At 62.3% G+C, this 24,451-nt stretch carries 24 protein-coding genes; 12 read left to right on the top strand and 12 right to left on the bottom strand.

Annotated elements, in window-relative coordinates:
- Window positions 1-124: 124 nt before the first annotated feature.
- Entirely contained in the window at window positions 125-1,144 is a 1,020-nt protein-coding gene (locus AC0Z42_RS09300) for an NADP-dependent oxidoreductase (RefSeq protein WP_485467942.1), read from the bottom strand.
- Window positions 1,145-1,261: 117 nt separating this feature from the next.
- Here AC0Z42_RS09300 and AC0Z42_RS09295 point away from each other — a divergent pair, with 117 nt between their 5' ends.
- Window positions 1,262-1,819, top strand: a complete 558-nt coding sequence (locus tag AC0Z42_RS09295; RefSeq protein ID WP_485467941.1) for a TetR/AcrR family transcriptional regulator — start codon at window positions 1,262-1,264, stop codon at window positions 1,817-1,819.
- 3 nt (window positions 1,820-1,822) lie between these two features.
- Here AC0Z42_RS09295 and AC0Z42_RS09290 read toward each other — a convergent pair whose 3' ends face one another.
- Together AC0Z42_RS09290 and AC0Z42_RS09285 are read right to left on the bottom strand one after the other, a co-directional pair.
- Window positions 1,823-2,710 carry an EamA family transporter gene (locus AC0Z42_RS09290; RefSeq protein WP_485467940.1) on the bottom strand — a complete coding sequence of 296 codons (888 nt, stop codon included), beginning with the start codon at window positions 2,708-2,710 and terminating at the stop codon, window positions 1,823-1,825.
- On the bottom strand, window positions 2,703-3,389 hold the full coding sequence (locus AC0Z42_RS09285; RefSeq protein ID WP_485467939.1) for a TetR/AcrR family transcriptional regulator: 687 nt from the start codon (window positions 3,387-3,389) through the stop codon (window positions 2,703-2,705). Before AC0Z42_RS09285 ends, AC0Z42_RS09290 begins: the two co-directional genes overlap by 8 nt.
- Window positions 3,390-3,736: 347 nt before the next feature.
- Between AC0Z42_RS09285 and AC0Z42_RS09280 the strand changes: the two genes are divergently transcribed.
- The 4 genes from AC0Z42_RS09280 to AC0Z42_RS09265 are packed head-to-tail and all read left to right on the top strand — an operon-like array spanning window position 3,737 to window position 7,963.
- Window positions 3,737-5,092: an MFS transporter gene (locus tag AC0Z42_RS09280; RefSeq protein WP_485467938.1), complete on the top strand. Its 1,356-nt coding sequence runs from the start codon at window positions 3,737-3,739 to the stop codon at window positions 5,090-5,092.
- Between the two features lie 3 nt (window positions 5,093-5,095).
- Window positions 5,096-5,845: a nitroreductase gene (locus AC0Z42_RS09275; protein WP_485467937.1), complete on the top strand. Its 750-nt coding sequence runs from the start codon at window positions 5,096-5,098 to the stop codon at window positions 5,843-5,845.
- The gene (locus AC0Z42_RS09270; protein WP_485467936.1) at window positions 5,842-7,494 is read left to right on the top strand and encodes an AMP-binding protein; all 1,653 of its coding nucleotides are present in this window, start codon (window positions 5,842-5,844) and stop codon (window positions 7,492-7,494) included. Before AC0Z42_RS09275 ends, AC0Z42_RS09270 begins: the two co-directional genes overlap by 4 nt.
- 31 nt (window positions 7,495-7,525) lie before the next feature.
- Window positions 7,526-7,963 (top strand): hypothetical protein, encoded by a 438-nt coding sequence (locus tag AC0Z42_RS09265; RefSeq protein WP_485467935.1) that lies wholly within the window; start codon window positions 7,526-7,528, stop codon window positions 7,961-7,963.
- Between the two features lie 146 nt (window positions 7,964-8,109).
- Here the strand turns inward: AC0Z42_RS09265 and AC0Z42_RS09260 are convergent, their stop codons facing one another.
- Window positions 8,110-9,111: a hypothetical protein gene (locus AC0Z42_RS09260; RefSeq protein WP_485467934.1), complete on the bottom strand. Its 1,002-nt coding sequence runs from the start codon at window positions 9,109-9,111 to the stop codon at window positions 8,110-8,112.
- 369 nt (window positions 9,112-9,480) lie between these two features.
- On the opposite strand from AC0Z42_RS09260, the gene AC0Z42_RS09255 reads away from it, so the two are divergent.
- The gene (locus AC0Z42_RS09255) at window positions 9,481-10,017 is read left to right on the top strand and encodes a YggT family protein (protein ID WP_485467933.1); all 537 of its coding nucleotides are present in this window, start codon (window positions 9,481-9,483) and stop codon (window positions 10,015-10,017) included.
- Between the two features lie 99 nt (window positions 10,018-10,116).
- Here AC0Z42_RS09255 and AC0Z42_RS09250 read toward each other — a convergent pair whose 3' ends face one another.
- The 8 genes from AC0Z42_RS09250 to AC0Z42_RS09215 all read right to left on the bottom strand — a co-directional run bounded on the left by AC0Z42_RS09250 (window position 10,117) and on the right by AC0Z42_RS09215 (window position 17,095).
- Entirely contained in the window at window positions 10,117-11,055 is a 939-nt protein-coding gene (locus tag AC0Z42_RS09250; protein WP_485467932.1) for a carbohydrate kinase family protein, read from the bottom strand.
- Window positions 11,056-11,066: 11 nt separating this feature from the next.
- Window positions 11,067-12,356, bottom strand: a complete 1,290-nt coding sequence (locus AC0Z42_RS09245; RefSeq protein WP_485467931.1) for a DUF3426 domain-containing protein — start codon at window positions 12,354-12,356, stop codon at window positions 11,067-11,069.
- Window positions 12,357-12,364: 8 nt separating this feature from the next.
- The gene (prmA, locus tag AC0Z42_RS09240; RefSeq protein WP_485467930.1) at window positions 12,365-13,309 is read right to left on the bottom strand and encodes a 50S ribosomal protein L11 methyltransferase; all 945 of its coding nucleotides are present in this window, start codon (window positions 13,307-13,309) and stop codon (window positions 12,365-12,367) included.
- The gene (accC, locus tag AC0Z42_RS09235) at window positions 13,306-14,721 is read right to left on the bottom strand and encodes an acetyl-CoA carboxylase biotin carboxylase subunit (protein ID WP_485467929.1); all 1,416 of its coding nucleotides are present in this window, start codon (window positions 14,719-14,721) and stop codon (window positions 13,306-13,308) included. The genes prmA and accC overlap by 4 nt, the downstream gene beginning before the upstream one ends.
- Window positions 14,722-14,823: 102 nt before the next feature.
- Window positions 14,824-15,288, bottom strand: a complete 465-nt coding sequence (accB, locus tag AC0Z42_RS09230) for an acetyl-CoA carboxylase biotin carboxyl carrier protein (protein ID WP_065309733.1) — start codon at window positions 15,286-15,288, stop codon at window positions 14,824-14,826.
- Window positions 15,289-15,379: 91 nt separating this feature from the next.
- Complete coding sequence (gene aroQ, locus AC0Z42_RS09225) at window positions 15,380-15,817, bottom strand: type II 3-dehydroquinate dehydratase (protein WP_485467928.1); 438 nt, start codon at window positions 15,815-15,817, stop codon at window positions 15,380-15,382.
- A gap of 83 nt (window positions 15,818-15,900) precedes the next feature.
- Window positions 15,901-16,452: a TlpA family protein disulfide reductase gene (locus AC0Z42_RS09220; RefSeq protein WP_485467927.1), complete on the bottom strand. Its 552-nt coding sequence runs from the start codon at window positions 16,450-16,452 to the stop codon at window positions 15,901-15,903.
- Window positions 16,453-16,471: 19 nt separating this feature from the next.
- On the bottom strand, window positions 16,472-17,095 hold the full coding sequence (locus tag AC0Z42_RS09215; protein ID WP_485467926.1) for a hypothetical protein: 624 nt from the start codon (window positions 17,093-17,095) through the stop codon (window positions 16,472-16,474).
- Between the two features lie 102 nt (window positions 17,096-17,197).
- On the opposite strand from AC0Z42_RS09215, the gene mpl reads away from it, so the two are divergent.
- From mpl to AC0Z42_RS09185, 6 genes are all read left to right on the top strand, one after another.
- A complete protein-coding gene (mpl, locus tag AC0Z42_RS09210; protein ID WP_485467925.1) occupies window positions 17,198-18,589 on the top strand; it encodes a UDP-N-acetylmuramate:L-alanyl-gamma-D-glutamyl-meso-diaminopimelate ligase in 1,392 nt (463 codons plus the stop codon).
- Window positions 18,586-19,170 (top strand): YqiA/YcfP family alpha/beta fold hydrolase, encoded by a 585-nt coding sequence (locus AC0Z42_RS09205; RefSeq protein ID WP_485467924.1) that lies wholly within the window; start codon window positions 18,586-18,588, stop codon window positions 19,168-19,170. Before mpl ends, AC0Z42_RS09205 begins: the two co-directional genes overlap by 4 nt.
- Window positions 19,167-19,772, top strand: a complete 606-nt coding sequence (locus AC0Z42_RS09200) for a chorismate--pyruvate lyase family protein (RefSeq protein WP_485467923.1) — start codon at window positions 19,167-19,169, stop codon at window positions 19,770-19,772. Before AC0Z42_RS09205 ends, AC0Z42_RS09200 begins: the two co-directional genes overlap by 4 nt.
- A gap of 2 nt (window positions 19,773-19,774) precedes the next feature.
- On the top strand, window positions 19,775-21,829 hold the full coding sequence (locus AC0Z42_RS09195; protein WP_485467922.1) for a ribonuclease catalytic domain-containing protein: 2,055 nt from the start codon (window positions 19,775-19,777) through the stop codon (window positions 21,827-21,829).
- 304 nt (window positions 21,830-22,133) lie between these two features.
- The gene (locus AC0Z42_RS09190) at window positions 22,134-23,648 is read left to right on the top strand and encodes a TolC family protein (protein WP_485467921.1); all 1,515 of its coding nucleotides are present in this window, start codon (window positions 22,134-22,136) and stop codon (window positions 23,646-23,648) included.
- Window positions 23,648-24,421 (top strand): efflux RND transporter periplasmic adaptor subunit, encoded by a 774-nt coding sequence (locus tag AC0Z42_RS09185; RefSeq protein WP_485467920.1) that lies wholly within the window; start codon window positions 23,648-23,650, stop codon window positions 24,419-24,421. The genes AC0Z42_RS09190 and AC0Z42_RS09185 overlap by 1 nt, the downstream gene beginning before the upstream one ends.
- Window positions 24,422-24,451 lie beyond the last annotated feature (30 nt).

The raw sequence follows: 24,451 nt of genomic DNA, 5'->3' as shown, positions 1-24,451 counted from the left end.
CATGAGCGCCGCGGGGAGAAGCATGTCGCCCGGACGCATCCGGACGATTCGGCAACGTACCTATCGTAAGCGCATGGAGGCACCTTGATCGGTGCGGCAGCACACGCAAGTGCGGCCGGGTTGTTTACCGCACCGTCAGCACCAGCTTGCCCTGGATATTGCCGCGCGCCGCGCGCTCGTGCGCCTGGCGCGCATCGGCCAGCGGATAGGTGCTGTCGATCACCACACGGATGGTTCCATCGTCGAGCAGGGGCGCCAGTTGCGCCAGCTGCGCGCCACTGGAGCGCACCTGGGTCGACGAGACCGTGACGCCCAGCTGCGCCGCCTCGTCAAACCCGTCGAAACCGAGCGGGAAAATCGGGAACAGCGCGCCGCCGCGTTTCAGCGTGCGCAGGAAGCGGCTGGACGCGGGGCCACCGACCGCATCGACGACCAGATCGGCGCCCTGCACCAGCTCCTCGGGAACAACCTTGGTGTAGTCGATGAACTGGTCCACGCCCATGTCACGCAGCAGCGCTTCATGCTTGCCGGATGCGACCGCGATCACGCGCGCACCCTGCCATTTGGCGATCTGCACCAGGAAGTGACCGACGCCGCCGGCCGCGCCGTTCACCAGCACGGTCTTGCCCTTGAGCGGCACGGGTTGATGCTGATGCGGCTGCAGCGGATTCGGTGCATCGTGCCCCAGCGCCACCAGGAACTGCCAGGCGGTCAGCAGCGACATCGGGGCCGCGGCGGCATGCACATGATCGATGCCGGCCGGCTTGCGTGCCAGCTCCGAGGCTGGCACGCTGACATACTCGGCATAGGCCCGGCTGTCGCCTGCCAGGCCGCCGGGAAAGCGCACCATCGCATACACTTCGTCGCCCACGGCAAAGCCGCTAACATCATCCGCCAAGGCCTCGATCACGCCCGACACGTCTGTGCCCAGGATCACGGGAAACGCCACCTGCGGCTGCCATTCGGGCGGCAGCATCCGGTAGCCGTCGCGCAGATACCAGTCGGGTGGATTGATGCCCACCGCATGCACCCGCACCAGCACTTCGCCGGGCTTCGGTTCAGGCATCGGTGCATCTTCAAGGCGCAGCACCTCGGGGCCGCCGAACTGGTGCTGGCGTACGGCTTTCATTTGTTTTGTTGTCATTGCGTTCCCCTTGAGCAGGATGGATAATCATGAACGGAGCAATGCTCCAAATAAATGGAGCATTGCTCCGCTTTATGTCAAATATACGGAGCATCGCTCCGATTGTCAAGGCCATGCATGCGAGCTGACGCACAAAAAAACTACGATCATTTGCTGGAAACGGGACGCGAGGTGGTCGCCGAGCAGGGCGCCGAGGCCTCGATGCGGGAAGTCGCGCGCCGGGCAGGGGTGGGCATCGGCACCTTGTATCGTCATTTCCCCACGCGCGAGGCGCTGCTTGAAGCCTTGCTGCGCGAGAGTTTTGATGAATTGACGGCCAAAGCGGCACAGTTCGAGGCGTCGGCCTCAAAAGGTGATGCGCTGGTATCCTGGCTGCGCGAGATGGTCGCGCTGACGCACAGCCATCGCGGCGTGATTGCGTCGATGACGGCCGCCATCGCCGAGCCCGATTCGGCCTTGCATGCGTCGTGCGTGTCGTTGCGCGCCTCGGGGGCGCAATTGCTGGCGCGCGCGCAGGCGGACGGCGAGGCGCGCACGGACATCGACGGTACCGATCTGCTTGCGCTGGTCAGCGCACTGGCGTGGCTCAACGACCAGCCGCCGTTCGCCTCGCGCGTGGATCGACTCTTCGACATCATTGCCAGCGCCATCCTGCTGCCGCAAAGCCGCAGCTGAAGCCTAGCCAGGCAGCGGCACCGCCGGCACGCGCTTGCCGCGCTGCGCTGTGACCGAACTGCCGACCGACGCCGCCACGATCAGGGCGATCGCCAGCCATTGCATGGCGCTCAGGTACTCTCCCAGCAGGGCCAATGCCAGCAGGGCCGCCGCCGCCGGCTCCATGCTGGCCATGATGCCGAAGGCCTGCGGCGACAGGCGTTTCAAGGCCACCATTTCAAGCGAGATCGGGATCGCGCTCGAGATCAGCGCCACGCCCAGGCCCGTGGCGAGTATTGCCGGCGACAGCAGAGCGGCGCCGGCATGCGCCACGCCGACCGGCACCACCACCAGCGCGGCCACGAACAGGCCCAGCGAGACCGAATGGCCTGCATGCAGGTGGCTGGCGCGCTTGCCGAAGACGATGTAAGTGGCCCAGAACACGGCGGCGGCCAGCGCATACAGCACGCCGGCCGGGTCCAGCGTGGAGACGTCATGACCGAGCGGCAGCAGCAGCCCCAGGCCGGCGGCGGCCAGCAGCACCCAGAGGAAGTCGAGCGGACGGCGCGAGGAAAACAGGGCGACGGCCAGCGGCCCGGAAAATTCGATTGCCACCGCGAGGCCGAACGGGATGCTGCGCAGCGACATGTAGAAGCATAAATTCATCGCGCCGAGTGCCGCGCCGTATAGCGCCACCGTGCGCGCGTCGGCGCGGCTCAGGGCCCAGCGCCAGGGGCGCCAGAACAACAGCAGCAGCAAGGCGGAAAAGCCGACGCGCACGGCCGTCGTGCCCTGTGCGCCCACCACCGGAAACAGGCTGTGCTTGGCCCAGGAGGTACCCAGGCCGAGCGCGGTGACGGCGCCCAGGATGGCCAGCAGGGGGATCAGTGCGGCATGGCGCGAACTATGCATGGGCTGGCGCCGGCTGGAAGTCGATGATGCGTCCGGCCACGCCGCGCAGGCAGAAGCTGATGATGGCGCTGCCGTGCGCACTCAGTGCGGCAGCGTCCTGGCCTTTGTCTTCGGTTGACAGCGGCCGCACCAGCCCCTCGAACAGGCAGCCGACGATGCAGTCGGCCGAGGCGTCCGCGTCCTGCGCGGGAAACTCGCCGCTGGCGATGCCCTGCTCGATAATCGCGTGGAACACGCGGCCCAGCGCGCGGTGATAGACCAGGCGCGCCGCTTCCACTTCCGGCTCCACCGGTTCGGCCACCAGCGCATGGGCCATGCGCCGCCCCCGCAGGGCGCGGCTGGCGAAAGTCCAGGCGGCGGCGCCCAGGCGCTCGGCCGCCGTGGCGTGCAGCGTGGCGTCGGCGCCGGCAATCGCCGCCACTACATCGACTTCGCGCTGCGCCACCAGGCCCACCACCTCGACCATCAGGTCGGTCTTGGCGGGAAAATAGCGGTACAGGGTGCCAATCGCAATGCCGGCGGCGTCGGCGATGGCCGACATCTGCACGTCGCGAAAGCCCGAGGCGGCCACCAGCCGGCGTGCCGTATTGAGGATCAGCGGATATTTGTCCGGGCCGCGGTGGCGCAGCCGAGGTTTGGGGCCGGTGGGTGCATCAATCTTTTCTGCTTGTTTTTCCACATCTTCTCCGGGAATGGACCTGCATGCCAGCGACTGGCGTTGCAAGACACCCCAACGGCGGACAGCTGGGGGCAGACCCTGAGGGTCTGACCCCGGAATTTGCTTTTGGGGTGAATGACGCCAGCTTATTGGCAGGCCACGGCTGACCCGGCGATTGTACCTCCTGCCCACCCTCGCTTTCCATTCAGCCACCGTTGCCACCCTGCTGCACCGCCGCACAACAAGTGATTGACACCCATAAGGCTTCGTCATACTCTTAAGTGAAGATGAATTCTATTATCTACTTAATGGAACATCCCGGCGTCACGCCACCAGAGCGCTCGCCCCCACCACCGGAGACCACCGCCATGCCCAGCATTAATATTCAACACTTGATCGACGAATCCAGATTCAACCGCTTCCACGCCATGATCCTCTTCTGGTGTTTCCTGATCCTCGTCATCGACGGCTATGACCTGGCCGTGGTCGGTGCGGCGCTGCCCCTGATCATGGAAGAGATGGGCGTCACCGCCACCACGGCCGGCTTCATGGCCAGTTCCGCGCTGTTCGGCATGATGCTCGGTGCGATGTTTTTCGGCGCGCTGGCCGACAAGCTGGGGCGCCCGAAGATGCTGGTGCTGTGCATTGCGATCTTCAGCGTCTTCACGGCGACGGCGGGCCTGACCCACGATTCGCTGACCTTCAGCGTGACGCGCTTTGTCGCCGGCCTTGGCATCGGCGGTGTGCTGCCGATCGCTGCCGCCCAGATGGGCGAGTTTTCGCCGGCGGCGATGCGTTCTCGCCTGGTGGCGCTGGTGTTTGCCGGCTACGCGGTCGGCGGCGTGCTGGTGGCCATCGTCGGCAAGCAGCTGATCGCCGGCTACGGCTGGCAGTCGGTGTTTTTTGTCGCCATCCTGCCGCTGCTGCTGATCCCGTTCATTCTCAAGACCATGCCCGAATCGGTGCCGCTGCTGATCAAGCAGGGCCGCAACGACGAACTGCGCCGGATTGCCTTGCGGGTCCAGCCCGGCCAGCAGGTGCCGCAGGATGCGCAGTTTGTCGTCTCGCTGGCCGACCGCCAGAGCAATGCGCCGGTGCTGGAACTGTTCCAGGGCGGGCGCGGTTTCAGTACCGTGATGATCTGGATCGCGTTTTTCTTTGGGCTGTTCATGGTGTACGCGCTCAGCTCCTGGCTGACCAAGCTGCTGGCGATTGCCGGCTACAGCCTCGGTTCGGCGCTGACGTTCGTGCTGGTGTTCAATGCGGGCGCCATCCTGGGCGCCATTGGCGGCGCCTGGCTGGGCGACCGCTTCAATATCAAGCATGTGCTGATCGCTTTCTATGCGCTGGGGGCCGTCTCGCTGACGCTGATGGGTTTCGTGCAGTCGAGCGAGGTGCTGTTCGTGATGGTGTTCATCGTCGGCGCCAGCACCCTCGGCACGCAGCTGGTGGCGTATGCCTATGCGGCGGCGTTCTATCCGGCCGCGATCCGTTCGACCGGCGTCGGCTTTGCCTCCGGCGTGGGGCGCGCCGGAGGCATTGTCGCGCCCATCATTATCGGCGTGATCGTCGGCCTGCAACTGCCTCTCGAACAAAACTTCATGGCCATCGGCCTGGCCGGTTTCCTCGGCATGCTGGCGGTCGTGCTGATCAATCACCGGCTGTTCGCGTCCAGGGCGCCAGCGCCTGCCGGCACGCCAGCCATCATTCCCGCACTGGATTGAAGCATGCAAAAACGACCCGTAACTGCCCCCGCCATCGACCAGCAGGACATGCGCGCCGCCGTCGACTGGGCGCTCGCCTCGCGCCGCTCGATCCGCGCCTTCTTGCCGCGCGAAGTGGCGCGCGCCGATATCGAGGCGATCATCGAAGTGGCCCGCTACAGCGCCTCGGGCATGAACACCCAGCCGTGGCAAATCCATGTCGTCACGGGCGCGGCAAAGCAGCAACTGAGCGCGGCCATCCTGCGCGTGCATGACGACCCGGGGCTGCTGGCGCAGCACAGCGAGCCCTATGACTACTATCCGGCCGAGTGGATTTCGCCGTATCTCGAGCGGCGCCGGCAGGTCGGCTGGGAACTGTATGGCCTGCTCGGTATCGGCAAGGGCAACCGCGCCGCCATGCATGCCCAGCATGGCCGCAACTACCGGTTTTTTGATGCGCCGGTGGGGCTGATGATCACGGTGGACCGCAGAATGGGACGCGGCAGCCTGCTCGACTGCGGCATGCTGCTGCAAAGCCTGATGGTCGCCGCCCGCGCGCGCGGCCTCGATACCTGCCCGCAGGCGGCGTTCAATACTTTTCACCGCATCATCGCGCAGGAACTGGCTTTTCCTGACGACCAGATGCTGGTTTGCGGCATGAGCCTGGGCTACGCCGATCCGGCCTGCATCGAGAACACGCTGGTCACCGAACGCCTGCCGGTAGCCAGCTTCACCACTTTTCACGACACCATAAAAAAGGAGACAGCCCGATGAGTGCACACGCCTACTCGCTTGGCCTGGATAAAAATCCCGCCAACCACCAGCCATTGACACCGGTGCACTTCCTGGGCCGCACGGCCGATGTGTACCCGGACCGCACGGCGATCATTCACGGCGTCTTGCGCCAGAGCTGGCGCCAGACGCGCGAGCGCTGCCACCGCCTGGCGTCGGCGCTGGTGCAATTGGGCGTGCAGCCCTGCGACACGGTTTCGATCATCGCGCCCAATACGCCGGCCATGCTCGAAGCCCACCTGGGCGTGCCGCTGTCGGGCGCGGTGCTCAATGCGATCAACTGCCGGCTCGACGCCGACAGCATCGCCTTCATCCTGCGCCACGGCGAATGCAAGGTGCTGCTGGTCGACCGCGAGTTTGCTGCGCTGGCCGCCAGGGCCCTGGCCGGCCTGGCCACGCCGCCGCGCGTGATCGACATCAACGACACAGAGGCACCCGCTGGTGCGCCGATCGGCGAGCTTGACTATGAATCCCTGCTGGCCAGTGGCGACCCTGCATTTGAAGCGCGCCTGCCGCTTGACGAATGGAGTCCGATCGCCCTCAACTACACCTCCGGCACCACCGGCGACCCGAAAGGCGTGGTGCCCAGCCACCGCGGCGCCTATTTGATGACCTTGCTGCAAATGACCAGCTGGGCTCTGCCGCGTGCGCCGGTTTACCTGTGGACGCTGCCGATGTTCCATGCCAATGGCTGGTGCTTTGCCTGGGCCATCACGGCCGCCGCAGGCACCCATGTCTGCCTGCGCAAGGTAACGGCGGAGCATGTCTTTGCGGCGATCGCCACGCATGGCGTCGATCACTTCTGCGCCGCGCCCATCGTGCTCGCCGGTATCGCGGCCACGCCGGTGGCGCAGCGCCCGGTGCTGCCGCGCAGGGTGCGCGTGCTGACGGCCGGCTCGCCGCCACCGGCCGCCATACTCGAAGTGGTCGGTGCGATGGGCTTCGAAGTGGAGCACGTATTCGGCATCACGGAAATTTCCGGCACCCCCATTACCTGCGCCTGGCAAGAGCAGTGGAGCGCGGCGCCGGCAGACCAGCAGGCCCGCCTGAATGCGCGCCAGGGCGTGCGCGCCGCGATGCTGGAACAGCTGCGCGTGGCAGCTGAAGGCAGCGTCGAGCCGGTCGCCTGTGACGGTGCATCGTCCGGCGAAATCCTTGTGCGCGGCAACACCGTCATGATGGGCTACCTGAAAAATCCCGCGGCGACGGCAGCGGCGTTCCTTGATGGCTGGTTCCACACTGGCGACGTGGCGGTGGTGCATGCTGATGGCTACCTGCAGATCACCGACCGTTCGAAGGACATCATCATCTCGGGCGGCGAGAATATTTCGTCGGTGGAGGTGGAGGAGGTGCTGTACACGCTGCCCGGTGTTTTGTACGTGGCGGTGGTCGCGCAGCCCGACGACAAATGGGGCGAAGTGCCGTGCGCCTTCGTGGAAGTGAAGGCCGGGACAGATGGTCTGACGGAGGGCGACGTGATCGCTTTCTGCCGCCAGCGCCTGGCTCATTTCAAGTGTCCGCGCCGTGTGATTTTTTGCGAGGTACCGAAGACCGCGACGGGGAAAATCCAGAAATTCAAACTGCGCCAGCAGGCCGGCAGCCGCGAAGCAATCACGCGCATCGCGGTGTGAAAAAAGCGCCCGCCGAGTTTCGACATGGAGGATGAAAAAAAGCGTCGCTGATGATGCGTGGCCGCGTGCATGGTCTGTTTGGCGCACGTTTGTGCGTTGGCGCGCCTATCCCTGCAAAAAAGGCCGCGAAAACGTATCGTGCCGGTTGCGCATCGACAAGGTTTTCGTGTACTTTAGGACGATTGCAAATGCGAGTGGTAGTATGCGGGGTTTTTTGACCAGCGCGACGCCAGAAAAGCTCGCAAAACAGGGATACAGATTTACACGGATATGCACAAAACCACACCGTTTTCGTCTGCCGCCGTGCCCGAATTTTTTCAGGCATGGCGGTTTTTTATTTGACGATACGCCGTGGTGGCGAGCGCGATGCGAGGAGCGGAAAAAACGCACGGCATCGAAAACGAAACAACCGAATTCAGACTTTGCCACCAGCTGCGAGATAAAGCACGGTGGCACCGACGATGGCTGAAGTGCTGCAAACGTGAGGAGTTGCAGCAGTTCAGCTGGTGCCGAATTCATTAGCGCAAACGACCGTTTGTGCCGATGAATAATTCGCCTGGCCTATCCCTGTGGTGGGTTGGACGGGTTTAAATCTTGTAGCTTAAATTTCTCATCTCAGATGAAGGAGATACAAATGGCAACAGCCGCTAAGAAATCAGAAGTAAAGAAACCAGCCGCCAAAGCTGCTCCTGCCGCGAAGACGCCGGCAGCCGCAGCCAAACCGGTTGCCGCCAAACCAGCTGCCAAGACGGCAGCTAAACCAGCCGCCAAAACCGCAGCCAAGCCAGTAGCCAAAGCCGCAGCGAAACCTGCAGCCAAACCAGCAGCGAAAGCCGCAGCGAAACCTGCAGCAGCCAAACCGGCAGCGAAAGCAGCAGCGAAACCTGCAGCAGCCAAACCGGCAGCGAAAGCAGCAGCAAAACCTGCAGCAGCCAAACCAGCAGCAAAGGCAGCAGCCAAGCCAGCGGCAAAAGCAGCTACCAAGGCCGTGGCTAAACCTGCAGCCAAAGCAGCAGCAAAACCAGTGGCAAAAGCAGCAGCCAAGCCAGTAGCGAAAGCAGCAGCCAAACCTGCGGCCAAGCCAGCAGCGAAAGCAGCAGCCAAGCCAGCAGCGAAAGCAGCAGCCAAGCCAGCAGCGAAAGCAGCAGCCAAACCTGCGGCCAAAGCAGCAGCCAAACCTGCAGCCAAGCCAGCGGCGAAAACAGCAGCCAAGCCAACGGCCAAAGCAGCAGCCAAGCCTGCAGCCAAGCCAGCGGCGAAAGCAGCAGCCAAGCCAGCAGCCAAGCCAGCGGCAAAAACCGCTGCCAAGCCAGTAGCCAAAGCAGCAGCCAAGCCAACGGCAAAAGCAGCCGCCAAACCTGCAGCCAAAGCAGCAGCCAAACCTGCAGCCAAGGCCGTGGCAAAACCAGCAGCCAAGCCAGTAGCGAAAGCGGCAGCCAAACCTGCAGCCAAGCCGGCAGCTAAAGCAGCAGCCAAACCAGCCGCTAAAGCCGTAGCCAAACCCGCAGCTAAAGTTGCAGCCAAGCCTGCAGCCAAAGCAGCAGCGGCGAAACCTGCAGCCAAACCTGCGGTCAAAGCAGCAGCGGCCAAGCCAGCGGCAAAAGCACCAGCAGCCAAGCCGGCAACCAAAGCGGCGGCAGCGAAACCTGCAGCCAAGCCAGCGGCAAAAGCAGCAGCCAAGCCAGCGGCAACGCCAGCCGTCGCAGCGGCACCGGTAGCGGCACCAGAGGCGGCACCAGCGGCAACGCCAGTCGCAGCCAAGCCGGCAGCCAAAAAGGCCGCCCCTAAAAAGGCCGCGCCGAAAGCGGAAGCCGCCAAGCCGGCAGCACCGATTGCACCTGTAGCAAAAACCGTGTTGGCACCGGCCGCAGCCTGGCCATTCCCAACCAGCACCCGTCCATCGTAATTTGACGAAGTGGGTGCCTGGATGAGGCAACACGCCGCTGTGTGATCATCACACAGCGGTTTTTTTTTGGAGAATTTGTTGTGCTGATCACTATCCTTACATTGATTGTTGACACCATCGCCACCTTGCTGGGCGGCGTCCTGCTGTTGCGCTTCTGGATGCAGGCCGTGCGCGTACGTCCGCCGTCGCCGGTGGCGCAGTTCACCTTTCAATTGACCGACTGGCTGGTGCGTCCGCTGCGCCGTGTAGTTCCGGGCGTGGGCGGCTATGACTGGGCCAGCCTGATCGGCGCCTTCCTGATCGTGCTGCTGGCTACCTGCATCTGGTTTATCGTCGGCCTGCCGGTCGAAGCAGTGCTGCTGAAGGCCTTGCAGCGTTTCCTGCAATGGATACTGTACGGTTTCATGGCGCTGCTGATCATCGAAGCGATCTTCAGCTGGGTCAACCCGCATGCGCCGCTGGCGCCGTTCGTGCGCGCGCTGAACGAGCCGCTGCTGCGTCCGATCCGCAAGGTGGTGCCGCTGGTGGGAAGCCTGGATTTGTCGCTGCTGGTGGCGCTGATACTGCTGCAGATTGCGCAGATGCTGGTGGGGATGATTTTCGTGATGGGAAGGTGATGCAGGTAGTACTGGGGTCAGACCCTCGCCAGCGTTAGCGCAAAGCTCAGCGCTAACGGGCGTGGGGGTCTGACCCCGGCCTTAACCGGGTTCGCGGGTTTAATAGCGGTAGCCAAACGCCGCTTCAAACTGGTCGGCAATGCTTTCCGGTGTAAACACATGGTTCTGCGCGCCCTGGGTGGCGATCTTGATGGCGCCCAGGAGGCTGGCCAAGCGGCCGCTGGTTTCCCAGCCCAGGTCGTTGGTGATGCCGAACAGCAGGCCGGCGCGGTAGGCGTCGCCGCAGCCGGTCGGATCCAGTATTTCCTTGGCGGCCACGACAGGAATGTCGATGCGCTTGCCGTCGGTATAAATTTCCGAACCTTTTTCGCCGCGCGTAACGATCAGCGCGTCCAGGCGGCTGGCGATTTCCGGCAGGGTCAAGCCCGTGCGTTCCATCAACATTTCCATCTCATAATCATTGGCTGACACATAGGTGGCTTTGTTGATGAAGTCGATCAGCTGTTCGCCATTGAAGCGCGGCAATTGCTGGCCCGGATCGAACATGAAGGGAATGCCCAGTTCGGCCAGGTCGGCGGCGTGCTTGAGCATGCCCTGGTCGCCGTCCGGCGAGATGATGGCCACGCGGGCCGGGCCGGCGTTGGCGATCGGGTTTTCATGCGCGAACGACATGGCGCCCGGGTGGAAGGCGTTAATCTGGTTATTGTCGCTGTCGGCAGTAACGAAGCACTGCGCGTTGTAGCTGTCGGCCTTGATCAGGATGTTGGCGGTGGAAATGCCCAGTTTTTGCAGGCGTTCCAGGTAGGCGGCGCTGTCCTGACCCATCACGCCAACGATGCGCGGATCGCCGCCCAGCATTTTCAGGCTGTAGGCAATATTGCCCGAGCAGCCGCCGAACTCGGTGCGCATGGTAGGCACCAGGAACGAGACGTTCACCTTGTGCAACTGGTCGGCCAGCAGCGATTCGCCGAAACGGCCCGGGAATTGCATGATGGTATCGGTGGCGAGCGAGCCGCAGATCAATGAAGTTTTGGTCATGATAGTGTCAGTCAAGGGTAAAAGATGGCGATATGATAGCCAGACGCCGTAAGCTGGTCCAAGCTGAAATACAGTTTGATATTCTGTTCCGAGCGCGGCGCAAAGCCCTTGGCGACATCGGTACCGGCCGGCAGATAATCGCGCGGCGCGACCACGCGGCGCAGCACGGGCTTGCCATCGTCGTCGTTGAGGATCAGTTCAATGTTCGGCCATGCCTGCGTGTTGCGGCCCAGGTTGCGCAACTGCGATACATAGGAAAACCGCTGCGGCGCCAGGGTCTGCAATTCACCTTGCTCGATGGCCAGCGCTTCGATCTGCGCCGGCAGGTCGACCTGGCAGCCGCTGACCGAGCACAGCGCGGCCAGCGCGGGTTTGAATTGCGGAAACTGCGCCGCCAGCGGATTGCGGAAGGTGGTCATCACCTGCAGCAGCAACAGCAGCAGCAGGGCCAGCGCGCCGGCAGCCATCGCCACGCGCAGCGCCTTGCCGCTCTGCTCGCGGCGCCGGCCTTGCGTCACGAAAGCGGGTTCGTCAGGGGCTGGCGGCAAGTCTTCCAGTACATGCAGCTCGCTGGCCGCTGGTGTCGCGCCTGCCGGCAGGTCGAAGGAATGATCGGTGAGCGTAGGTTCCTGGCGCGCGCCTTCAGTGCCCGCCGCGAGCGGTTTTTCCAGGCTGACTTTTTGCGGTGCAGGTTCTGTCAGTACTGGCGCTGCGGCCTCGAACTTCGGCTCGCGCCGGCTGTCGCGCAGATAGGTGACAAAGGCGGGCGCTTCCTCGGCCTCGCGGCTGCGCAAGGGCGCCATCGGCACGGCTGGCGTTGCAATCACTGGCGCCGGTGCCGGTACTGGTTCCGGTTCGGATTCCGCTTCAGGCTCGCCGGGCAGCGCCTGGCCGATATCGAGGTCGAGCTCGATGGCTTCCTCGTCGTCGCGCCGCTCGTCCTCGCCGCCCTTGAGCTGCGCCGTTTCAGGCAGAATGCCGAACGGGTCGAACGAGGTGTCGAAGTCGAGCGTATAGACCGGCTCTTCGTCGTGGCCGTCGTAGGGCGCGGTGTCATCGGGTATATCGAGCGCCAGGACTGGCGGCAGCGACGGTGCCGGAGCCAGTATCGGCGCCGGGGCCGGGACCGGGACCGGTCCCGCAGACGGCAACAATGCCGCAGCCGGATCGACCAGCGCGGCATTGCCGTCAAACACTTCCTTGCAGGTGCCACAGCGTACGATGCCCCCACGTAATTTCAACTGGTCAGCAGCGACCCGAAATATCGTGTTGCAATGGGGGCATTTGGTGGCGAGGGCCATTGCTGTGCTTATGCACCTTCCGCGCGTGGCGCCGGCGCGCTGGACGCACCCAGGCGGCCGTGCAGTGCCACCCAGCCGTCTTGCTCGGCCCACACACCCAACTGGATGAACGGTGCGTAGGCGGCAGCAACTTCCTCGGCCTGGCGCGCCAGCACGCCCGACAAAATCAATGCACCACCGTCAGCCACGCGGCCGGACAGCATCGGCGCCATCAGCTTCAATGGGCTCGACAGGATATTGGCCACCACGATATCGAACCTGGCGGTCGCGTGCGCCGAGGTGGCGAACGTGTCAGGCAGGAAGTATTCGATCTCGCACTGGTTGCGCTCGGCATTGTCGCGTGCTGATTCGATCGCCTGCGGATCGATATCAACGCCGGCCACGGTCTGCGCGCCGAGCTTTTTTGCCACCATCGCCAAAATGCCGGAACCGCAACCATAGTCGAGCACGGTCTTGCCGGGCGCAGGGTGCGCTTCCAGCCATTCCATGCACAAACGCGTGGTTGGATGGCTGCCGGTGCCGAAGGCCAGGCCCGGGTCCAGCTCCAGGATCAGGCCGTCAGGGTCCGGTGCTTCGTGCCAGCTCGGCACGACCCAGATATTCTTGCCGATGTGAATCGGTGCGAACTGCGATTGCGTCAGGCGTACCCAGTCCTGCTCTTCGACCGGGCGGGTGGTAAATTCCGGTGCGTCGGCCAGGCCGATGGCGGCTGCGGCCGCTGCCACAATGGCGGCCTGGTCGGCGTCGACATCGGTCAGCGCGACCACGCGGCTGCGTTCCCACGCCGCTTCCTTCGGTTCCATGCCGGGCTCGCCAAACAGCGGCTGCTCGGCGTCGGTGCCTTCGTCGGCGTCTTCCACCGACACCGACAGGGCGCCCGCTTCCATCAAGGCGTCGGACATGGCCTCGGCGTTGTCGCGCGCGATCTCGATGACGATTTCAGTCCAGCTCATGCATCCGCCTTGATTTCCGATTTCTTGGCGATGCTGGGCACGGCGCCATGAATGTTCTTGCCCAGGTCCGGCATGTCGGCCAGTTTCTGTTCCAGGTAGTGAATATTGGTGCCGCCTTCGATGAAGCGCGCATCGATCATCAGCTCGCGGTGCAGGGCGATATTGGTATTGATGCCTTCGACCACCATTTCGGACAGGGCGATCTGCATGCGGCGGATCGCCTGCTCGCGCGTGGCGCCGTAAGCGATCACTTTGCCGATCATCGAGTCGTAGTGCGGCGGTACATAGTAGCCGGCGTAGGCGTGCGAATCGACGCGAATGCCTGGGCCGCCTGGTGCATGCCAGGAAATGATCTTGCCTGGCGACGGCGTGAACTTGAACGGATCTTCGGCATTGATGCGGCACTCGATGGCGTGGCCCGACAGCAGCACGTCGCGCTGGCGGTAGCGCAGCTTTTCGCCGGCGGCAATGCGGATCTGTTCCTGCACGATATCGATGCCGGTGATCATTTCGGTCACTGGATGCTCAACTTGAACGCGGGTGTTCATTTCAATGAAATAGAACTCGCCGTTTTCGTACAGGAATTCAAACGTGCCAGCGCCGCGGTAGCCGATCTTGCGGCACGCTTCGGCGCAACGGTCGCCGATCTTTTCGATCAGCTTGCGCGGGATGCCCGGCGCCGGTGCTTCTTCGATCACCTTCTGGTGGCGGCGCTGCATCGAGCAGTCGCGCTCGCCCAGCCAGACGGCATTCTTGTGTTCGTCGGCGAGGATCTGGATTTCCACGTGGCGCGGATTTTCCAGGTACTTCTCCATATACACTTCAGGGTTGCCGAAAGCGGTGCCCGCTTCGGTCTTGGTCATCGCCACGGCGTTGATCAGGGCCGCTTCGGTGTGGACCACGCGCATGCCGCGTCCGCCGCCACCGCCGGCTGCCTTGATAATGACCGGATAGCCGACCTTGCGCGCAATTTGCACGATCGCTTTCGGATCGTCCGGCAATGCGCCTTCCGAGCCCGGCACGCAGGGAACGCCGGCCTTGATCATGGTCTGCTTGGCCGACACTTTGTCGCCCATCAGGCGGATCGATTCGGAACGGGGTCCGATAAAGACGAAGCCCGATTTTTCGACGCGTTCGGCGAAGTCGGCGTTTTCCGACAGGAAGCCATAGCCAGGGTGGATCGCCTGCGCGTCCGTCACTTCAGCGGCGCTGATAATGGCGGGCATGTTCAGGTAGCTCAGGGCGGACTGTGCCGGCCCGATGCAAACGGATTCGTCGGCCAGCTTGACGTATTTGGCGTCCTTGTCGGCTTCAGAGTGGACTACAACCGTTTTAATGCCCATTTCGCGGCAGGCGCGCTGAATACGGAGGGCGATTTCACCACGGTTGGCAATCAGGATTTTTTCAAACATGGTAGGTTCGCGTATGTCTGTGAGAGCCGGCTAGCCGGCGGAACAACAAGTGTGAGGGGCGTTAAACTGCAAACGGCCGTTGCCGGCCGTGTGGACAGGGTATCAGCCGATCACGAACAGGGGTTGGCCGAATTCGACCGGCTGGCCGTTTTCCACCAGGATCTGGGTGACGACGCCAGCTTTGTCGGTATCGATTTCATTCAACAGCTTCATCGCCTCGATGATGCACAGGGTGTCGCCTTCCTTGACGGTGGAACCAACTTCGACGTACGCGGCACTGCCAGGAGCGGACGAACGGTAGAAGGTGCCGACCATCGGCGACTTGACCACGTAGCCGGTAGGCTCGGCGGCCACGGCGACCGGTGCCGCAGCTGGCGCAGGCGCGGCTTGCGGGGCGGCTTGGTAAGGGGCTTGCATGCCTTGTGGCTGCATCATGACCATCTGGTTTTGCGGCATGGCCGACGATTTGACGATGCGAACCTTGCTTTCGCCTTCGGTCACTTCGAGTTCTGCGATATCCGATTCGGCGACCAGGTCGATCAAGGTCTTGAGTTTTCGTAGATCCATGTGAAACCCCTAGGAATGTAATTTGTTTTGTAAGTGGTGCGGTGCGGTCGAAAAACCCGTCGCCGCGCTAATTGCGTGCAGATCGCGTAGATTAACGTTTTTTAAGCGCAAAGTCGATGGCAAACCGATATCCATCGATACCCAGTCCGCAGATCGTCCCCTGCGCGATCGCGCTCAGGAATGAGTGATGACGAAACGTTTCGCGTTGGTAAATATTCGAGATATGAACTTCCACAAACGGAATGGCCACTCCCGCCAGCGCATCGCGCAAGGCCACGCTGGTATGGGTCAGGCCACCCGGATTGATGATGATCGCGTCTACCCCTTCCGCTCGCGCGGCGTGGATGCGGTCGATCAGCGCACCTTCATGGTTACTCTGGAAGCATACCAGATCGGCGCCGGCCGCCAGGGCTTGCGCCATCGCCGCCTGCTCGATATCGGCCAAGGTGCTGGCGCCGTAGACCTCAGGCTCGCGCGTTCCCAGCAAATTCAGGTTGGGACCGTTGAGCAGAAGGAGGTTTTTTGCCATGTATGGAAGACCGTTTTAGCGAAAGTTCCGCATTTTGCCGCCAAAGATACGCATTGGCAAGAGAAAAAAGCACGCTGTCGAATTTACAATTTGCCCAGATCGGCACGCAATTGATCGAATTTCAGGCGCCCCAGATAGGTCTTCTTGACTTCGCCATCGGCGCCGATCAGTACCGTAAATGGCAGGCCGCCGGTGGCATTGCCGAAATGGCGCGACAGATCGGTGCCGCTCATGCCCGATACATATACCGGGTAGGCGATCTTGACCTTGTCGGCAAAGGTCTTGATATTGGTGGCCGAATCGATGCCGATGCCGATGATCTGCAGGTTTTTGCCGGCAAATTCGCCCTGTACTTCCGACAGTTCCGGCATTTCCTGCACGCAGGGCGGGCACCAGGGCGCCCAGAAGTTCACCAGCAGATTCTTGCCTTTCCATTGCGACAAGGCCTGGGTTGCGCCGGCCGCATCCGGCAGCGACAGCGCATACAATTCATTGACGGGGCCGCTCGCGCCGGGCGCCATGGTGGTCGTCACGGGCGCTGCCGCTTCCTTGTTCTTGCTGATGCCCACGTAGGCACCCATGGCGCCGAACAGCAGGGCAACGATGGCGCAGGCAATAATATTCTTCTTGGTCATATTAGTTATATAAATGTTTTTATGTTTCTGCCTGGGACTGGCTCAGCAGGGTGCGCAGGCCGGCGATATCGGTGCGCAGAACTTTGCCATCGGCCTTCGGCTTGAGTGCGCCGCGCATGTCGTCGAGTTCGTACATGGCCGCGTGCACGCCTTCATTTTTCCACAGGAAACTGGCGGTTTCGACAGCATCATAACGCGGCCCCTTGAAATGCGGTGTTTCCGACATGTCCAGCACCACGTTTTTATTGAGCAGGAAGATGTGGATATCCTTGGCGCTGTCGGCAAACAGCTGCAGATAGATTTCATCGTGCGGGCCGGCCGTGCCATTGAGCACGGGGCCGCTCAGCAACGGATGGAATTGCTGCAACGCTTCCATCACCTGCAGCGCGATGGTGCGCAGCTGGAACAGGCGCGCAGGCTGGCTGTCGGCCAGGAACAGCGCATTGTACAGGCGCAACTGTTCCTCGATCAGCTCGTTATCGGGCAGCACTTGGGACCCGCCTGGCGCGTCGCCCAGGATCTGCCGCGCGGCCTTGCGCTTGGCGCTGCCATAGTCGGCGCCGTCCTGCGCCACCAGGCGGGCGGCGGCGGCGGCAATTTCCAGCCGTAGTTGCCGGTTGTCATCAAAAGCATCAGTCGTCATGAACGAGATCATACTCTGAAGCGGAAAAAACCATGGCGTCAGGTAAAATCCCACACCTGGTTTATTTCCCATACTAACAAGCACGTCTTTCGCACTGATCACATGCATATTCATATCCTCGGCATTTGCGGTACCTTCATGGGCGGCCTGGCTGTCCTGGCCAAGGAAGCCGGCCATAAAGTTACCGGCTGCGATGCCAATGTCTACCCACCGATGAGCACCCAGCTGGAAGCGCAGGGAATCGAACTGATCCAGGGTTTCGATCCGAAGCAGACCGAGCTGAATCCGGATTTATATGTGATTGGCAATGTGGTGTCGCGCGGCAACCCGCTGGTCGAGGAAATCCTCAACCGCAGCCTGCCGTATGTATCTGGCCCGCAATGGATCGGCGAACATATCCTGCGCAATAAATGGGTGCTGGCCGTGGCCGGCACGCACGGCAAGACGACCACCTCGGCGATGCTGGCGTGGATACTGGAAGACGCCGGCTACGCGCCGGGCTTTTTGATCGGCGGCGTGCCGATGAACTTCGGCATTTCCGCCCGCCTGTCGGGCACCATCAACGGCAAGAGCGCCGAGTCCGATTTTTTCGTGATCGAAGCCGATGAATACGATACGGCGTTTTTCGACAAGCGCAGCAAGTTCGTGCATTACCACGCAAAAACCGCGGTAATGAACAACCTCGAATACGATCATGCCGACATCTTCCCCGATCTGCATGCGATCGAAACCCAATTCCACCACCTGGTGCGCACTGTGCCCGGCATCGGCCGCCTGATCGTCAATGGCGATGAAGCATCGTTGCAGCGAGTGCTGGCGCGCGGCTGCTGGAGCGAACAGGAAACGTTTGGTCAGGACAGCTTTGGCCAGGACGCCGACTGGCAATTGACGGAACAGGAGAACGGCAGCTTCGACGTGTTGTTCAAGGGCAAGCATGAAGGCCATGTGGCGTGGTCGCTGACGGGCAAGCACAACCGCAGCAATGCGCTGGCGGCAATTGCCGCCGCGCGCCATGTGGGCGTGCCGATCGCCCAGGCCTGCGATTCGCTGGCCACCTTTGAAAGCGTCAAGCGGCGCATGGAAGTGCGCGGCGTGGTCGACAATATTACTGTCTATGACGATTTCGCCCACCATCCGACGGCGATCGCCACCACCGTCGGTGGCCTGCGCCAGAAGATAGGAAAAAGCGGCCGCATCCTGGCCGTGCTGGAACCGCGTTCGAACACCATGAAGCTGGGCGCCATGAAAGATGCGCTGCCGGGCAGCCTGAAGGATGCCGATCTGGTGTTCGGTTTTGGCAGCATCGAGGCGCTGGGCTGGAGCCTGGGCGAGGCGCTCGCGCCGCTGGGCCCGATTGCCAGCGCATATGAAGCAATCGATGCGCTGGTGGCCGCCGTGGCGGCAGCGGCGCGCCCCGGCGACCAGATCATTGTGATGAGCAATGGCGGCTTTGGCGGCGTGCACCAGAAATTGCTGGAGGCCCTGGGCCGATGATTTTGTACCTGCATGGATTCCGCTCGTCGCCGCTGTCGATGAAGTCGCGCCTGCTGGCCGCGGAGCTGCAGGCGCTGGGGCGTAGTGAAGAATGGCTGTGCCCGCAATTGCCGGCCTCGCCCAAGCTGGCGATCGAGCTGGCCTTGTCGCTGGTCAAGGATGTGCCAGCGCAGGAGTTGACGATAGTCGGCTCCTCGCTGGGCGGCTATTACGCCACCTGGCTCGCTGAACAGCTGGGTTGCCGCGCGGTGCTGCTCAACCCCGCCATCGTGCCGCTGCTGGACCTGGAACAGCATGTCGGCGTGACGACGGCGTTTCATTCCGATGAGCCGTTCGAATTCAAGCGCGACTATATTGAAGAGCTGCGCGCGTTTGCCGTGCCGGCCATCAGCCAGCCCGAACGCTATTTCCTGATCGCCGCCAGCGGCGACGAAGTGCTCGACTACCGCGACATGTTGGCGCATTATGCAGGGGCGCGGCAAACGATTATCGACGGCAGCGACCACGGCATCAGCGAGTTCGCCGACTACCTGGCGCCGGTACTGCAATTTTGCGGCATCGGCATGGATGCGGGCCGGTGAGGCCCGGTTCGCTGCGCCAGGCGCAATGGCATGCACATGTGAACGCCGTCAATGCGCCGCCGGCCTTGCGCCACTGGCTCACGGGGGGCGGTTCGCTGACGGCCAAGCTGAAAGCCCATAGCCGTGCGTTTCGCGTGCAATGTTTGCATCAGGAAACGGCGCGTTGCCTGACGGACGAGGCAGCCATTATCGGCCTGCACCGCGCGGGCCGGGTGTGGGAGCGCGAAGTGCTGCTGCGCTGCGACGGCCAGCCGGCCGTGTTTGGCCACACTGTCGTGCCGATGCAGGCCACGGCCACCGACTGGCCGCTGTTTTCCGCGCTGGGCGAACGCTCGCTGGGCACGACCCTGTTTGGCGACCGCATGGTGCGCCGCGGTGAACTGGAATTTGCGCGCCTGCGCGCCGGCCATCCTTTGGTGCGGCGGGCGCAAGCGGCGCTGGCGCTGGAAGGGCGCGCGGCACCCGAGCAGGCGCTGTTCTTTGCGCGCCGCTGCCTGTATCAGCGCCATCGTGGCCTGCTGCTGGTGACGGAAGTATTTCTGCCGGCGGTGCTGGAACTGGCACCTGTCGTTGCAACTGACACATTAATCAATAAAGCATAATAATGAATCTATTTTTTGAAGAATCCGGCGATTTCAAGGTCGGCACGGTCCTGTCGCAGGCAGGCGAGGCATACCAGGTTGAAATGGCCAGCGGCAAGCGCACCAAGGTCAAAGTAAAAGATGTGCTGCTGCAATATGAGAAACCGGCGCCGGGCGAACTGCTGGAACAGGCAAAAGCTGTTTCCGCCGAGATCGACCTCGATTTCCTGTGGGAAGTGGCTGGCCAAGAGGAATTCGGCTTTGCCGAGCTGGGTGCCGAATACTTCGGCCATGCGCCACTGCCGTTCGAAGCGGCCGGCCTGATATTGTCGCTGCATTCGGCACCCGTATATTTCTACAAGAAGGGCCGTGGCCGCTACAAGGCCGCGCCGGAAGCGTCGCTGAAAGCCGCGCTGGCCGGGATTGAAAAGAAAAAGCAGCAGGCGCTGGTGCAGGCCGGCTATGTAGACGAACTCAAGCAGAACCGCTTGCCAGCCGCGATGCAGACTATGGTGTTGCAACTGCTGTTCAAGCCCGACAAGAACACCATCGAATACAAGGCGCTGGAAGCGGCCTGCAATGAATTGCATACGAGCGCACCGCGTTTGATGCTGGCCACCGGCGGCGTCGCCACGCCGAAGGACCTGCATTTGTCGAAGTTTTTGTTTGAAAACTTCCCGAAAGGCGCCGGTTTCCCCAGCGTGCCGGTGCCATCCGTGACCGCCAAGCTGCCAGTGGCCGATGTGGCCGCGTTTTCCATCGATGACGTGACCACCACCGAGATCGACGATGCGTTTTCGGTGCAGCCTTTGCCGGATGGCAACGTCAAGGTCGGCATCCATATTGCCGCACCGGGCCTGGGCATTCGCCCGGACGACGCGATCGACAAGATGGCGCGCCAGCGCATGTCGACCGTCTATATGCCGGGCGACAAGATCACCATGCTGCCGGACGAAATCGTCAATGCATTTACCCTGGCCGAAGGCACGACCTGCCCGGCGCTGTCGTTGTACGCCACGCTGGACCCGAAAGCCGACTGGGCCGTCGTCAGCACCGAAACGCGTGCCGAACTGGTGCCGATCGCCAGCAACTTGCGCCACAACCAGCTTGACGACGTGGTCAACGAGGAAACGCTGGCCAGCGGCGAGGGCGAGTACCCGCACAAGGCCGACTTTGCGGTGCTGTGGCAATGGGCCCAGCAGCTGGAACAGGGCCGCATGAAAAAGCGCGAAGGGTTTGGTCTCAAGCCCGAGCAGAACAATCGCGTCGATTTCAATTTCTATGTGGAAAACGATATCGTCAGCGTGGTGCGCCGCAAGCGTGGCGCGCCGCTCGACAAGATCGTCGCCGAACTGATGATCTTTGCCAACAGTACTTGGGGCAAGATGCTGCACGACCATGGCGTGCCCGGCATCTACCGCAGCCAGGGCGGCGGCACCGGCAATGGCTGGGCGGCAAAGATGCAGGTGCGCATGGTCACCCATGCCGCGCCGCACCAGGGCCTGGGCGTGGATCAATATGCGTGGAGCACCTCGCCGCTGCGCCGCTACACCGACCTGGTCAATCAATGGCAGATCATTGCCTGCGCCGAGCATGGCGTGACGGCGCCATTGGTGGCGCCGTTCAAGCCGCGCGACGCCAATCTGTTTGCCATCGTCTCTGCTTTTGACGCGGCGTACGCCGCCTATGGCGATTTCCAGTCGAACATGGAACGCTACTGGTGCTTGCGCTGGCTGGCGCAGGAAGAAGCGCGCCAGGTCGACGCGGTGGTGCTCAAGGATGAAATCCTGCGCCTGGTCGATATTCCGCTGGTGATCAAGCTGCCGGGCATGCCGTCCGTGGCGCGCGGCGCGCAGGTCACGCTGGACTTGCTGCGCTGGGATGAAGTCGATCTGTCGATCGAAGCGCGCCTGCTGGAGATTGCCGCCGCGCCCGGCGATGCCGCTGCCACCGACGAGTATGAGGAAGAAGAGGGCGCCGGCGCCCAGGCCGAAGGCGATGCTGTCGAACCTGCCAATCCGGCGGCCGAAGTTGAAATGGCCGAGGCCACGGCGGAAGATCCGGATGTGCAAAAATAAAAACACTGTTATGTAATTAGTAGGGAGGCCCGGTGCGGTTGACCGGGTTTTTTTTCGTCTGTCTGAAATGAAAAGTGGCGTTGGGTATGGAGATCAGGAAAATATTTCAGTATTGATATGGAAACGTTATTTTATGTATTGCCAATAAAATTTTCATATGGAAATTGGCATAAATATCACCATCGAATCTAGGCAGAAATGTTTCATTAAAATATAATTGGCGAGATTCAATATTGCAAAATAGTAAATTGATAGTTCCAAATAACTAATTTCCATCGACAACTTTTCTGGCCGTCTAGATCCCATGCAAAAAAAACTCATCGTCCGAGCTGTAGCAGCTTGCGTCACCGTCATGCTGACGGCGTGTGGCACCGTTCAAGTACAACCGTTGACCAGCAATGAGCTGACGGCCCAGACCGCGCTGGACCGCCAGGCAGCAATGGAAGAGGTGCCGCCGGTGGTGGGAGCGTTGACGATGGATGAGGCGATCGCGCGCGCGCTGAAATACAATCTTGAGCGCCGCACGCGCGTGATGGAAGAAGCGCTGGCGATGAACCAGCTCGACAGCGCCAGCTGGGACATGCTGCCGCGTTTGATGGCCAACGCCGGCTATACCACGCGCAATGAAGAGTTGATCACGCGCAGCGTCGATTCGGTAACAGGCAAGCCATCGCTGGCCAATCCCTATATTTCGTCCGAGCGCGGCCATGCCGCCTATGACCTGGGCCTGACCTGGAATGCGCTGGACTTCGGCATGAGCTATATCACCGCCAAACAGACCGCCGACCGCGTCAATATCGCCGCCGAGCGCCGCCGCAAGGCCATGCACGTGCTGATCCAGGATGTGCGCACGTCCTTCTGGCGCATGGCCAGCGCGCAAAAACTGCGTGCCGAAGTACAGGAAACGATCAACCTGGCGGAAGACGCGCTGAAAGACGCGCGCAAGGCCGAGGCCGAGCGCCTGCGCTCGCCCGTCGATGCGCTGCGCTACCAGCGCCAGCTGCTGGAAAACCTGCGCCTGCTCGAAAGCATCGAGCAGGAATTGTCGTCCGGCCGGGTGGAACTGGCGCATCTGATCAACGCACCGTTGAGCCAGCTAGTGGAGGTGAGCGACCCCGGTGCGCAAGTCGATGCGTCCATGCTGGACATGCCCGTCGAGCGCATGGAAGAGCTGGCGGTGATGCAAAACGCCGATATCCGCGAACAGTTCTACAACGCCCGCATCGCCACCGAAGAAACGCGCCGCGTCATGCTGCGCATGTTCCCGAACCTGTCGTTCAACTACGACCTGCGCTACGACAGCGACCGCTACATGATCAACAACCGCTGGAACGACGCCGGCGTGCACCTGTCGTACAACCTGTTCAACCTGTTCTCGGGTCCGGCGCAAAAACGCATGGCCGAAGCCGGCGTGAAACTGGCGGACCAGCGCCGCATCACGGCGCAGATGACGGTGCTGACGCAGGTGCATTTGTCGCGCCTGCAATACCAGATCGCTTACAAGCAATATCTGCGCGCCGATGAAATCTGGCAGGCCGACGCCAAGATCGCCATGCATATCAAGAATCGCGGCACCGCCGAAACCCAGGGCAAGCTGGAACAAGTTGCCAACAGCACCACCGCCATTCTGAGCCTGCTGCGCCGCTATCAGTCGCTGGCGCAACTGCAGGCGTCGGCCAGCAAGGTGCAAGCCACCCTGGGCCTGGAGCCGGTGATCGGCAGTGTCAGCGACATGCCGCTGGAACAACTGACCAAGCAGGTCGGTTCCTCGATGGCTGGCTGGAACCAGGGCGTGCAGGCGCCGGCGGTGGCCAAGTGATGGCTGTCGCTCCACTGCGCCTGGCCGGCCTGGCTTTGACCGTGGCGCTGGCCACGCCGGTGCTGGCGGCGCCGGCGCCGGCAGCACCGCGCGCGGCGATGGAGCGCCAGGAAGTGCGCGCCCAGCTGGCGCCGCGCCGCTACACCACCATCGCGGCCGAAGTCGGCGCCAAGATCAGCCGCATCGCAGTCACCGAAGGCGGCAGTTTCCGCGCCGGCCAGACCCTGATTTCGCTCGACTGCTCGTTGCAGCAGGCGCAGCGCGAAAAAGCCAAGGCCATGCTGTCGGCGGCCGAGCACACCTATAACGCCAACCGCCGTCTGGAAGAATTGCGCTCGATCGGCAAGGTCGAGCTGGAAGTGTCGGAAGCCGAAGTGGGCAAGGCCAAGGCCGAGCTGGCCTATGGCGCGGCGGTGATCGGCAAATGCAGCGTGCAAGCGCCATTTGCCGGCCGCGTGACCGAGCAGAAGGTGCGCGAGCAGCAATACGTGCAGCCCGGCCAGGCCTTGCTGGAAATCATCGATGATTCCGCGCTGGAACTGGAATTCATCGTGCCGTCGCGCTGGCTGGCCTGGCTCAAGCCCGGCTACGCCTTCCAGGTGGCGATCGATGAAACCGGCAAGACCTATCCGGCCAAGGTACAGCGCATCGGCGCGCGCGTCGATCCGGTCAGCCAGTCGGTCAAGCTGTCGGCCGCCATCGATGGACGCTTCCCCGAGTTGATCGCAGGCATGAGTGGCCGGGTCGCATTGAACCCGCCCGCAGGCAAATAATCCATTGCAAAAATCTACTGATAAAAATAC

It is taken from the genome of Janthinobacterium sp. 1L-D-8-B-C4 (assembly GCF_057291295.1).
Note: the sequence above shows the minus strand (reverse complement) of the source record. Positions and strands in the feature narration are given on the sequence as shown.